11 protein-coding genes are annotated in these 12,279 nt (G+C 69.8%); 3 read left to right on the forward strand and 8 right to left on the reverse strand.

Going from position 1 to position 12,279, the window contains the following annotated elements:
* Positions 1–34 precede the first annotated feature (34 nt).
* Positions 35–490: a nuclear transport factor 2 family protein gene (locus tag ACQ5DX_RS22145; RefSeq protein WP_430334626.1), complete on the reverse strand. Its 456-nt coding sequence runs from the start codon at positions 488–490 to the stop codon at positions 35–37.
* Between the two features lie 137 nt (positions 491–627).
* Here ACQ5DX_RS22145 and ACQ5DX_RS22150 point away from each other — a divergent pair, with 137 nt between their 5' ends.
* The gene (locus ACQ5DX_RS22150; protein WP_430334627.1) at positions 628–1,368 is read left to right on the forward strand and encodes an IclR family transcriptional regulator; all 741 of its coding nucleotides are present in this window, start codon (positions 628–630) and stop codon (positions 1,366–1,368) included.
* A gap of 63 nt (positions 1,369–1,431) precedes the next feature.
* Here the strand turns inward: ACQ5DX_RS22150 and ACQ5DX_RS22155 are convergent, their stop codons facing one another.
* From ACQ5DX_RS22155 to ACQ5DX_RS22180, 6 genes are all read right to left on the reverse strand, one after another.
* Positions 1,432–1,560, reverse strand: coding sequence for a hypothetical protein (locus ACQ5DX_RS22155; RefSeq protein ID WP_258558112.1), 129 nt, complete (start codon positions 1,558–1,560; stop codon positions 1,432–1,434).
* Positions 1,561–1,813: 253 nt separating this feature from the next.
* Positions 1,814–2,260 carry a molybdopterin-dependent oxidoreductase gene (locus ACQ5DX_RS22160; RefSeq protein ID WP_430334628.1) on the reverse strand — a complete coding sequence of 149 codons (447 nt, stop codon included), beginning with the start codon at positions 2,258–2,260 and terminating at the stop codon, positions 1,814–1,816.
* A 211-nt stretch (positions 2,261–2,471) separates the two neighbouring features.
* On the reverse strand, positions 2,472–3,704 hold the full coding sequence (locus ACQ5DX_RS22165) for a CynX/NimT family MFS transporter (protein ID WP_430334629.1): 1,233 nt from the start codon (positions 3,702–3,704) through the stop codon (positions 2,472–2,474).
* Complete coding sequence (locus ACQ5DX_RS22170) at positions 3,697–5,613, reverse strand: FAD-dependent monooxygenase (RefSeq protein WP_430334630.1); 1,917 nt, start codon at positions 5,611–5,613, stop codon at positions 3,697–3,699. The genes ACQ5DX_RS22165 and ACQ5DX_RS22170 overlap by 8 nt, the downstream gene beginning before the upstream one ends.
* Positions 5,614–5,615: 2 nt before the next feature.
* Positions 5,616–6,941, reverse strand: a complete 1,326-nt coding sequence (locus ACQ5DX_RS22175; protein ID WP_430334631.1) for an MFS transporter — start codon at positions 6,939–6,941, stop codon at positions 5,616–5,618.
* Positions 6,942–7,202: 261 nt separating this feature from the next.
* A complete protein-coding gene (locus ACQ5DX_RS22180) occupies positions 7,203–8,129 on the reverse strand; it encodes a LysR substrate-binding domain-containing protein (RefSeq protein ID WP_430334632.1) in 927 nt (308 codons plus the stop codon).
* Between the two features lie 87 nt (positions 8,130–8,216).
* Between ACQ5DX_RS22180 and ACQ5DX_RS22185 the strand changes: the two genes are divergently transcribed.
* Positions 8,217–9,755 carry a bifunctional 3'-5' exonuclease/DNA polymerase gene (locus ACQ5DX_RS22185; protein WP_430334633.1) on the forward strand — a complete coding sequence of 513 codons (1,539 nt, stop codon included), beginning with the start codon at positions 8,217–8,219 and terminating at the stop codon, positions 9,753–9,755.
* Between the two features lie 16 nt (positions 9,756–9,771).
* Here the strand turns inward: ACQ5DX_RS22185 and ACQ5DX_RS22190 are convergent, their stop codons facing one another.
* Positions 9,772–11,028: a hemolysin family protein gene (locus tag ACQ5DX_RS22190; RefSeq protein WP_430335774.1), complete on the reverse strand. Its 1,257-nt coding sequence runs from the start codon at positions 11,026–11,028 to the stop codon at positions 9,772–9,774.
* Between the two features lie 253 nt (positions 11,029–11,281).
* On the opposite strand from ACQ5DX_RS22190, the gene ligD reads away from it, so the two are divergent.
* Complete coding sequence (gene ligD, locus ACQ5DX_RS22195; protein WP_430334634.1) at positions 11,282–12,268, forward strand: non-homologous end-joining DNA ligase; 987 nt, start codon at positions 11,282–11,284, stop codon at positions 12,266–12,268.
* Positions 12,269–12,279 lie beyond the last annotated feature (11 nt).

Below are 12,279 nucleotides of genomic sequence, written 5' to 3' on the forward strand. Positions count from 1 at the left end.
CTCGTACGCCGAGGCCTCGACGGAAGGGGCGCGGTCAGGCCGGTCGGTTCTGATCGTCGCGGCGGACGGTGCGTTGCGCGATGCGCCACTGCCCGTCCTCTCGCACCACGCGGTCGGTGACGGTGGTGAACCGCACGAGGCGGGAGTCCCCGCCGATCCGGGTCGCGATGATCTGCAGGTAGGCGCGGACCTCGAGTTCGTCGTCGCCACGGGATTCGACGGCGATGTTGGTGAGCACGTGCCGATGCGACTCTCCGGCGGCCGACGCGTTCATGAAGAACCCGCGGGCGAACTCGGTGAGCGCGTCGGCGCCCACCACCGGGGCGGGGTAGCTGAGCGAGTGGAACTCGCCGTCCGCGGTGAAGGTGGCCGCCCACTCCACCGCCGAGCCCTCGTCGATGAGGTGGCTCTGGCGGCCGTAGAGCTGGTGGATCTCCACGAACGCTGCCGCGTCGATGTCGGCAGCACCCTTGATGCCGGTCCCGGTCATGAAACGAACTCCTCGGTCACTCTCGGCGCATCCCGATCGGGATTGCACCACCTCGCCATGTGTGCGATAATCGAACGCATAGTGCGATTAAGATGAAGCGTAGGTGTCTCGCCTCACATGAGTCAAGGGAGGGATCCATGACATCGGTCGGTTCCGATGAACGAACGAACGAAAGTCCTGGGAGAACGGGCGGAGTCCAGCTCGATTCGCGAATGTCGAAGACGCTGCACAACGGCCTCGAGATTCTCGAGTTGCTGACTCACCACAAGTACGGGCTGACGATCACCGAGATTGCCGAGGGCATCGGCGTACACCGCACGGTCGCGGACCGCCTCGTGCGCACGCTCGAGGCGCACCGGCTGTGTCGACGCACCGAGAACAAGCGCATCCTGCTGGGCGCGGGGCTCGTCACGCTCGCCGGCTCGGTGGAGCAGGACCTGCGCGAACTCGCGCGGCCGATCCTCGAGGAACTCGCGGATTCCGTGGAGGCGACCGCACACCTCGCGGTCCGGGAGGGCGAGGACTCCGTCCGCGCGCTCATGGTCATCGAACCGCGGAACTCGCGGGCGCACGTCGGCTTCAACGCCGGTCAGATCGACCCGATCAACCGCGGATCTGCGGGACTGGCGATGCTCGCGGCGCTACCGCCGCGGGAGGGCGAACGACCCGAGGTCACCCGCGCCCGTGAGCGCGGGTTCGCGGTGACGTCCGGGGAGGTGACCCACTCGGTCACCGGTATCTCGGCCGCCCTGCCGAATCGTCGTCCGTCCGACCTCGTCAGTATCGGTGTCTCGGTGTTCGACTCGTCCGAGGAGCAGAAGCTGGGCGAGGCCGTCATGGCCGCGGCGCGCCGCCTGGGCGCGCTGCTGCTGCGCTGACGCCTCGTGCCCCCAACCATCGCAGGGATGGTTGGGGGCACAGAGTCGTGCTTGCGATCGGCCTCAGCTGAAGGCGGCCAGCGCGCCGACCAGGCCGAGGATCGCGCCGATGCCACCGATGACGGTGCCGATGCCACTCACGACCGGCTGAATCTGCTTGATCAGGGCGAGGTCTGCGTCAGAAGAACCCATAGTCATGCTCCTTGTGATGTGTGTCGGCCGACAGGTCGACATGTATGACGACCTGATCCCTCTGTGCGACCGCTGATGGATGGGGAGAGGGGAATGTCGGCGCACGGTGCAGTTCCGTGACGCCGCCTGACTCACTGTTCGTGGGCCAGCTGTGCCGTCCCGCGATCTCGATACCGAGCACCGCGAGCGGCGTGGGAACTGTAGCCCGGCGCGGCATACCGGTCAAACGAACAGTCCTGCAATGCAAATGGATTCACGAACCCTCATGGCTTTGCGTAGCGAGATCCACGACGCGCAGGTCTGTCAACTCGCTGACGTACCGGCCTCCCTTGATGTCACCGGGCACTACCAGCCGTGGGGCGTCGAGCGGGTGTCCGTCCTCCGTGTAGGCCACCAGAATCGGAGTGGCCCCGAACTTCGGGGACAGTTCACCCCACGACACGGCAGCGCGGTAACCGTCTGCCCCGGTGGCCAATACCGCGAAGGACAGCTCGGGGTTCTTCGGACCCGACGGGGTTCGAAGCTTCGCGTCGTCGAGGATGTCGGTGAGCGCTGCGCCGTCATAGCTGTGCGATTGAGTGCCCGCGGCGCTCTCGAACTGCACCGCCTGCACCTGGGCCGGGTAGGCGCGCAACCGATCCCCGGACAGTGTCAGCGGGTTGTCGACGGCACCGTCGACGCGGACCGACCCCGCAGGCACGGGTGCCGCGGTGCCCACGGAAGTTTCGGCCGAAGCCGGCGCAACGTCCTCGTCAGCGGAGGAACTCGCGCACGCTTGCGCGAACACCACGGGAATCACAACCAGCAGGCAGGTGGCAAACAATCGCAGTCGCGGCATGCGTGCCACCATAGATCAGCATCAGCGGATGAATATAGTGTTCTGCTCCGATTCTGCGGATATAGCCCTGTCTCTACGTCCGGATCCGGCGATCCCGAGTTCGCAAGGTGAGCCCGGCCGCGAGGCATACCGCGGCGATAGTGCTCAGCACGAGCGGACTCATCGACCAGCCACCGACGTGTGTGGCGACGGCCGCGACCGACGGCGGGCCCACGATCGAGCCGACGTTCGACATCTGCACCACCAGTCCGTTGACCGGACCCATCTCGCGTGGTCCGCGGGCGACGGACGGCACGGCCGCGAACACCGCCGCCGGCAGGTGACCACCGAACAGCGCGAACAACACTGCGGCGCAATATGACAGCGCGAACGGTGCCCAGCCCGCGTACACGACGACCGCGGCCAGGCCCATCGACGCCGCGGCCACCGCGATCAGCGTGCCGGGACGCACGCCGCGATGCAGCAGCACGCCGGCGCTGACGTTGCCGACGATGTTGCCGAAGACCACCAAGGCCGTGAGCACCGCCGCGGAGGTGTCCGCCCATCCCCCGGCGGCGTACATCGTGGGCAGGAATCCGATGACCGCGAGGTACTGCAGCGAGTAGGAGCCGAACGCGACGGCCAGCAGCACCGCTGCCGAGTTGCGCCAGACGGGAGCAGGTTTCACGCCGTCGGCAGCCACGGACGGGGAGACGGCCGGAACTCGAGGCACCACCTCGACCACCAGGACCGCGCAGGCGAGCAACAATCCGGCATTGACCGCCCACAGGCCGCGCCACCCGATCGCCGCGATCACCCACGGGCCTAGGAGGATCACCACGAACTGCCCGAGCGGCATGTAGATCCCCCACAGCCCGAGCGCGAGACGGCGATGCCGCTCCCCGGCGGCGGCCGTGATGATGGCGGGCGCCGACACCGCCACCCCCATGAAGCCGAGCCCCTCGAGGATCCGGGAGACGAGCAGGACCGGCGACCCGGGGCTCACGGCACCCAGCCCAGCGCCCACGGCGAGTACGCCCAGGGCGAGGGCGAGCATCCGACGCCGGCCCCACCGGTCGACGAATCCGCCTGCGACGCTGCCCAACAGTGCGCCCACGAACGTGTACGACGAGAGCAGCACACCGGACGCGGTCAGGCTCATGCCGAGGTCGTCGCGCACCGTCGGCAACGCGACGATGACCTTGCCGACCTGGCTGGCGGCCAGCACGCCGGCGAGCAGCGCGACCGCGACGACACCCCACGCAGACGCGACCGGGGCCGCCGGCGTCTGCTGTGCGGCCCCGGTCGCGGAGACGGGCTCAGCCACCGATGGTGGCGTCCGCGTTCTTGTCGGCAGGGACGGTGAGCGTCGGGTCGGCGGCGGCCGCGATGGCCTCCTCGAACTCCCGCTGTCCCAGCTGCGAGCCGAGCACCAGCGCCAGGCGGGCCAGGAAGCCCTCGCGGTCGTTCTCGGCGACCTGGTCGAGCGCGTCGGACAGACCCATCCACACGTTCTCGCGGCGCAGTTCGGCTGGATCGATCACCGGGCCGCTGTCGACGGCGGCCGACGCGCCGGCCGGGGCGTCGCCCAGGCTCAGGTGGCGGACCACCTCGTCGATGCTGCCGACACCGTCGATGCGGCACAGCAGCAGTCCGTCGGGGCGGATCACGAACACCTCGCCGTCGCGGGCGCCGAGCGCGGCCGCGACACCACCGTCGGCGTCGAGCACGACCGCGACGGACGCGTCGGACGTGTCACTGCCGATCAGGATGGCGCGCACCGACTCCGGCGCCAGCGCACCGGCGAGGGTGGCGGTCGCGGCGGCCAGCGCGGCGGCGTCGACGTTCACGCCGAGCACCGCGAAACCGGTGCCGCGCAACACGTTGAGCGAGGTCTCGGTGCCGTCGTGCGTCACCACGCAACGGTCCTCGACGGGGTCGCCCGACGCGACACCGGAGACGTCCGCCGGGGTGGGCCACGTGAGCGGTGAGATCCGCGCGTTGGTGGCGCTGGACTGGCGCGGGTTGATCAGGTGGCTGAACTCGGGGCGGGTCACCGACAGCGCCAGGATCGCGTCGCGCGTGGTCAGGTAGCCGTGGCTGCCGGGCGACATGATCAGCGTGCTCTTGCCCGCGTTCGCGACGTTCTGCCGCCACGCGTCGTGGCGCTCCACCGAGTACGCCTGCAGCAGTTCCTCGCCCGCGTTGCCGTGGATGACGGCGGCCAGCTGCCACGCGAGGGTCTCGGCGTCCTCCATGCCCGAGTTCAGGCCGCGCACACCGAAGATCGGCACCAGGTGGGCCGCGTCGCCGGCGAACAGGATGCGGCCGTGCGTGAAGTCTTCGAGCGCGAGCGCGCGGGCGCTGTAGAAGCCGTGCCACTCGAGCGTCCACGGCAGATCGTTCTGCAGCCACTCCAGGTGCCGCGTGATGCGGTCCCGGATGCGGTCCTCCTGCGTCTCGAGCTCGGCGTCCTCCGACGCGTCGAGCTGGTAGTCGATGCGCCAGATGTCACGCGGCTGCTTGTGCATGATGATCGTCGAGCCGGGGTTGCTCGGCGGATCGAACCAGACCATCCGCTCGGCGGGCAGCTCCGACTCCCAGTGGATGTCGGCGATGACGTAGCGGCCGTCGTAGTTGTTGCCCTGCATGCGGATTCCGGCCAGCTCGCGCATCCGGCTGCGGCCGCCGTCGGCGGCCACGACCCAGCGGGCCCGCAGGTGCCGCTTGCCTGCGGCGGTGTCGATCTCGAGGGTGACCTCGTCGTCGGCGCGCAGCACACCGGCGATGCTCGCCGACCAGTGCAGCGTGATGAGCGGGTTCGCCTCGATCGTGTCGACCATGATCTGCTCGAACTCCGACTGGGAGACGTTGATCATGGGCGGGCGGGCGTCGTGCTCGGCGTTGCGCATCTGGAAGTGCAGCACCTGCTGGTCGCGGTAGAAGCTGCGGCCACCGACCCACGGCAGCACGATCTTCTCGAGCTCGGCGCCGAAGCCGAGGCGGGCGGCCGCCTCGAGGCTGTGCCGGGAGATGCAGATCGCGCGGCTGCCGAACGAAACCTGGTCAGCCGCTTCGAGGATGGTGACGGGGATGCCGCGCTGCGCGAGGCCGAGCGCGACGGCCATGCCGACCGGGCCGGCACCGACGACGACGACCGGCAGGGTCTCGTCGGCGGGGGTCATGGACTCGAAGTTCGACGCCGGGTACTTCGGAGGCTGGTAGTAGGTCGACATGATCAGACCGCTTCCTGCTCGATCGGACGGGAGGACTTGGTACCGGGCACCTTCAGCACGAGGATGCTGGCGAGGCTGATCAGCGCGATCAGCACGAAGTAGCCGGTGATCGCGAGCGACGTGTCGAAGCTCGCGTACAGCGCGGTGGCGATGATCGGGGCGAGGCCGCCGCCGAGGATGGCGCCGATCTGGTAGCCGAGCGAGGCACCCGAGTAGCGGATCGCCGGGGGGAACAGCTCCGCGAACAGTGCGGACTGCGGGCCGGCGCAGCAGCCGAGGGTGAAGCCGAGGCCGATCATCGCGACGGCCATGACGGGCAGCACGGCGGTGTCCATGAGCGGGAAGAACACGGCGGCGGCGATCACCAGTGCGATCGAGCTGCGGACGTAGACGGTGCGGCGGCCGATGCTGTCGGACTTCCACGCGCTGAACGCCATGCCGGCCATCCAGAACGGGCACGAGCCGATCAGCAGGAACAGCATCGTGGTCTTGCTGAAGCCGAGTTCCTTCTCGCCGTACTTGAGGACGTAGACCATGTACGCGTACGCGATGCCGTTGGTGGCGATGAACGTGCCGCCGGCGAGCAGGACCGTCTTCCAGTGCTTGGTGAGGACCTCGAGGATCGGCAGCTTCGCGGGCTGCGCCCGGTCCTTGGTCTGCTGGAATTCGTCGCTCTCCTGGAGGCCGAGGCGGATCCACATCGCGACCAGCACCAGGACGGCGCTGAGCAGGAACGGGATGCGCCAACCCCATGCCTTGAACGTCTCGTCGCTCATGAAGGCGGTCAGCGGCAGGTAGACGAGGTTCGCGACGAGCACACCGGCGGGGACGCCGATCTGCGGGGCCGCACCGTAGAGGCCCTTACGGCCCTCGGGGGCGTTCTCGGTGGCGACGAGCACCGCGCCACCCCATTCGCCGCCCACGCCGAGGCCCTGGATGAAGCGCAGCGTCACCAGCAGGATCGGGGCGAAGACGCCGATCGCGTCGTAGTTGGGGAGCACACCGATGCCGACGGTGGCGACACCCATGAGCAGCAGCGAGATGACGAGCATCGACTTGCGGCCGACGAGGTCACCGAAGTGGCCCATGACGATGCCACCGATGGGACGCGCGATGAACCCGACGGCGAGGGTCGCGAACGAGGCCAGCGTGCCGGCCAGGTCCGACGAACCCGGGAAGAACTGGTGACCGAGGACCAGCGCGGCGGCGGTGCCGTAGATGAAGAAGTCGTACCACTCGATCGCGGTGCCGACGAAGCTGCCGAGCGCGGCCTGTCGGGCCTTGCGGTGCAACTCCTGCGGCGGAGCCGCGGCCATGGTTGCCGTCATGGTTCGGGTGCCTTTCAACTCTGGAATCGCGCAGGGACGAAGCCCACCTGCACGCGCGCCGACAAAGCGGCCTGCAAGCATCTTGACCTGGATCACATCGCGTGAAAAGCGCAAGAAAGAGGGGTAGATGCGCAGAAATCCTGAGGATAGGACTGCGCGGGAGCGGCATCGACCGGACGGCGGACGGCTACAGCGAATCCTGCCCCGGCGGGGCGCCGTTGTCGCGTGGAACGTCGCCGGGTGTGACGACCGTGACACGGATCAGAAGGGCGTGCCGCCGCCGTCCGCCGCGAACTCCACGAACGCGCGGGCCGCACGACTGAGCAGCGCGTCCTGCGACCACACCAACAGGATGTCGACCTCCGGGACGGGCGGGTCCACCTCGGGTCGGACGGCGACGCCGAGCCCCTCGTAGGTGACGTCGAGATGCGGGCGTTGGATCAGCAGGGTCCAGCCGAACCCGCGACCGACCAGCGCGCGCGCCGTCTCGAAGTTCTTGGGCCGGAATCGGATCTGCGGCGTGAACCCGGCCTGGCTGCACATCTGCAGTGCGTGGAACGAACTGGGTGGGGCGTCGAGCAGCACCATTGGCTCGTCCGCGAGTTCGGCCAGCTCGACGACGGGGGCGTCGGCCAGGCGGTGGTCTGCGGGCAACAGGATCGCCGGCTGGCGGGTGTCCATGCGGGCGCGTCGCAACTCGGGCGACAGGTCGAGGTCGTAGACGATCGCGAGGTCCAGTTCCCCCGACATCAGACGCTGCTCGAGCCGGTCCTGGGTGTCCTCGACGAAGTCGACCGTCACGCCCGGGTGCAGTTGGTTGAACTCGTACAGCAGCCGCGGCAGCAGGGTCGGCCCGAGCGACGAGTAGCAGCCGATGGCGAGCGGTCCGGTGAGCGCACCCGCGGAGCCGGATGCCTCGGACGCCAGGTCTCCGGCCTGCTCGAGCAGTGCCTTCGCGCGGATCAGCACCCGCTCGCCGGTGGGGGTGAGCTGGACGCCGTGGGCCCGGCGGCGCACGCACAGCTGCGACTTGAGTCCACGTTCGAGTTCGGTGATCGCGAGCGACACCGCGGACTGGGAGACGTGCAGGCGTTCGGCGGCGGCGCGGATGGTGCCGGTTTCGGCGACGGCGACGAACACGAACAGCTGCCGCATCGTGTAGGCCGGCGGTCTCGCCGAGCTGACCATGATCGACCTCCTGGAAACTCGGAACCGATCTTTCCATTCTTTCCGGGGCTCTCCGACCTGTCGGTGCCGTCGCGCACACTGGTCGGCGTGAGAACGGTGCTGGTACCCGACAGCGACGGTGCCACGCTGGTCCGGACCGACGAGTCCGGTATCGCAATCGACGCGCCGCGCCGGGTCGTCGACGTCCCGGCCGCCGTCCGGGAGATCGAGGCCGCCGAGCACCCCCGCTGGGTGTTCGAGGACGCCGCGCGGGTGTCCCCACCGCTGCTGGCGGCGGGTGTCCGGGTGGGACGCTGTCACGACCTGCGGCTCACCGGCGCCCTGCTCGACATGCGCGGCGGCCGGTTCACCCCGGTTCCCGAGCTGCCGGTCGACGACCGCCCCGGGCTGTTCGACGCGGTGCCGTCCACCGCCCCCGACGTGGTCGTCGAACGGCATCGCCGCCAACTCGCGGCCATCGCGGACGATCCGCGTCTGCGCCTGCTCGTCGCCGCCGAGTCGGCGGGCGGGCTGGCGGCCGCCGAGATGGCGCACGACGGGCTGCCGTTCTCCACGGACGCGCACCTGGCGCTGCTCGCGGACGCCCTCGGCCCGCGCACCCCCGACCACGTGCCTCCCGCCCGGCTGAGGGAGGTCGCTGACGAGGTCTCGGCGGCGTTCGGCCGTCCGGTCAATCCGGCGTCGCAGCCGGAGGTGGTGGCGGCGTTCGGCCGCGAGGGCATCGAATTGGGCTCCACCCGCAAGTACCTGCTGCGCGAGATCGACCACCCGGCCGTCGAGCCGCTGCTGCGCTACCGCGACCTGGCGAAGCTGCACAGCACCAACGGGTGGGCGTGGCTCGACACGTGGGTGCGCGGCAACCGCTTCCGGCCGGTGTACGTGCCCGGCGGGGTGGTGTCGGGGCGGTGGGCCAGCCGCGGCGGCGGCGCGCTGCAGATCCCGAAGGCGTTGCGCTCGAGCGTGATCGCCGATGCCGGGCACACGTTCGTGATCGCCGACGCCGGCCAGCTCGAACCGCGGATCCTCGCGGCGATGTCCGCCGATCCGCGGATGACGGCCGCCGCCGGGGCCGACGACCTGTACGCACTGGTCGCGGCGGAGGCGTTCGGCGGCGACCGCGACAAGGCCAAGGTCGCGATCCTGGGTGTCCTCTACGGGGCCACCGCCGGCGAGGCCCGTGCCCTGTTGACCATGCTGCGCAAGCGTTTTCCGGTGGCCGTGCAGCTGGTCGAGGACGCCGCGCGCGCCGGTGAACGCGGCGAGGTGGTGCACTCGTGGCTGGGCCGGGCCTGCCCACCGCCGTCGGACTCGTGGTGGTCGAACGGGGACGCGCACGCCCGCGGCAGGTTCACCCGCAACTTCGTCGTGCAGGCCACCGCCGCCGAGTGGGCGCTGTGCCTGCTCGCGGACCTGCGCCGACGTCTGGCCGCCTCCCCCGACGACGGCGAACTGGTCTTCTTCCAGCACGACGAGGTGGTGGTGCACACCCGCCGCCCCGACGCCGCCACCGCGCACGTGCTCGCGGCCGCGCAGGCCGCGACGCGACTGCTGTTTGCGGACACCGACGTCCGCTTCCCGATGGATGTCGGTGTCCGCCGGTGCTACGCGGAACCCGAATCCGCATAGCGGCCGCCGGCGCCGGTCATCGAGCCGGCTCCGGCGGATCCGCCGTGGTCGGGGCCAGGCTCAGCGCCGCGATCCGGCGCCCGTCGAGCGTCTCGACGGTGAGCCGCCACCCGTCGATGTCCACGTGGTCGCCGACCCGCGGCAGACGCTCGAGTCCGCGCATCACGAATCCGGCCATCGTCTCGTACGGTCCGTCGGGAACCGTTGCCCCGGTCTCCTTCTCGAAGTCCTCGACGAGGAGCATCCCGTCGATCTCGCGGCCCCCGTCGCCGTCTCCGGCGGACGTCGGCGCCGGCAGTGGGTCGAACTCGTCGCGGATCTCACCGACGAGTTCCTCGACGATGTCCTCGAGTGTCGCGATGCCGGCCGTGCCCCCGTACTCGTCGACGACGAGAAGGATCTGCTCGTTGCCGCGCCGCATCAGCGACAGCGCCTCCAGCGCGGGTATGGATCCGGGCAGCCGCAGGATCGGTCGGCACAGCTTGCCGACGGCGGGCGTCCGGTCGAGGTCGGCGAGCAGGAGATCCCGAAGATGGACGAACCCGACGATGTCGTCGAGCGAGGTTCCCACCACCGGGTAGCGACTGTGGCCCAGCCCGAGCGCCTCGCCTCGCGCCCGCCGGACGGGGGTGCCGGCGTTCAGGAAGTCCACCTCGGTGCGTGGTCGCATCACCTCGACCAGGGTCCGTTGTCCCACGTCGAACACCTCGGCGAGCACGCGGCGCTCCTCGTCCGCGATGCCGCCGTGCCCGAGGACGAGCTCCTGCAACTCGGCGGGGGTGATCTCCTCGCTCGTGCGCGACGGGTCCCCGCCGAGAGCACGGACGAGCAGATTGGTCGAGGCCGACAGGAACCAGATCACGGGGCGGACGACGGTCGCGAAACGGTCCAGCGGCGGCGCCGTCACCAGCGCCACTCCGGAGGAGTTCTGCAACCCGATGCGTTTGGGGACGAGTTCCCCGAGGACCAACGACAGATAGGCGATGACGAGGGTCGTGCCGATCAGGGCGACGGTGTCCGACGCGGTGGCCGAGAGACCCCAATCCCGCAGCGTCGGGGCGACGGTCGGTGCGATGGTCGACGCCCCGTACGCGGCGGAGAAGAGTCCGGCCACCGTGACGCCGATCTGGACCGAGGAGAGGAAGCGGTTCGGGTTACGGGCCAGGCCGGCCGCCCGCGCACCGCGACGGCTGCGCTGTTCGAGCGCCCGGAGCTGACCTTCGCGCAGCGAGACCAGCGCGATCTCCGTCGCGGCGAACACGCCGCCGACCATGATGAACACCACGACGAGGGCGGCGTCGAACAACGTGTCGCCGTTCACGGCGGACACCGCCGATAGGTCGATCGGTGGCGGTCCATCGTCCTCTCACCTCGCCGGGACGCGCCCGCGCCCACACCTCGAGACTATCCCCGACGGCACGGGAACGTTTTCTCCACCCGGGGTCGGCCGACATCCGTATCGTCGGCATCGAGTCTCCACCTCATCGCTGGATCGGAAACGGCCACAACGCTATCGGAGGCGAATCATGACGCTTGACGGAAAGGTCGCGATCGTGACATCCGCGAAGCCGATGCTGGCCACCCTCGGTCGGCCGCCGGCCGGGGACAGGTGGGCGTTCGAGATGAAATGGGACGGTCAGCGCATCATCGCGTCGGTCGCCGCCGGAGCATGCCGACTCTTCAGCCGAAACGGGATCGACGCCTCCGACACGTATCCGGAACTCGGCGAACCCCTCGTCCGCCTGCTCGCCGGACGCGAGGCGGTCCTCGACGGTGAGGTGGTCGCGCTCGATACCGACGGCCGACCCTCCTTCTCCCGCCTGCAGCATCGGATGCACGTGCTGCGGCCCACCGCCACGCTGCGCCGTAGCACCCCGGTCACCTTCTACGTATTCGATATCCTTGCGCTGGAAGGCCATTCGACGACATCCGAGACATATCTCCGGCGACGGGAACTGCTCGGCGAACTCGGTCTGGATGCACCGGAGGTGCGCGTGCCACCGCACTGGGTCGACGTCGACGGCAGCCGGATGCTCGACCTGGCGCGGGAGCACCACCTCGAGGGCGTCGTCGCCAAGCGCGTCGACTCGCCGTACCGGCCGGGTATCCGCTCGCCCGACTGGATCAAGACGCCGCTGCGGAAGAACACCGAGGTGGTGGTCGCCGGGTGGGTTCCCGGGACCGGCACGGCGCGCGGGGGCGTCGGATCGCTGCTTCTCGCGGCCCACGACGACGACGGGCGGCTGGTCTACATCGGCCACGTCGGTACCGGATTCACCGGCGCGAGCAGGCGTGCGCTGCTGGAGAAGCTCGAGCCTCTCGAACGTCCGACCAGTCCGCTCGACGCGGCTCCGCCCGCGCGCGAATCACGCGACGCGCGTTGGGTGGAACCGCTGCTCGTCGGCGACGTCGAATACCGCGAATACGCCGGCGGCGGCCTGCGGCATCCCAGTTGGAAGGGCCTGCGCGACGACAAGTCGCCGGGCGAAGTGGACCTACCGGGTCGTCACTGATCGCCTTACCC

The organism is Rhodococcus sp. ACT016 (genome assembly GCF_050477185.1).
Taxonomy (GTDB): Bacteria; Actinomycetota; Actinomycetes; order Mycobacteriales; family Mycobacteriaceae; genus Prescottella.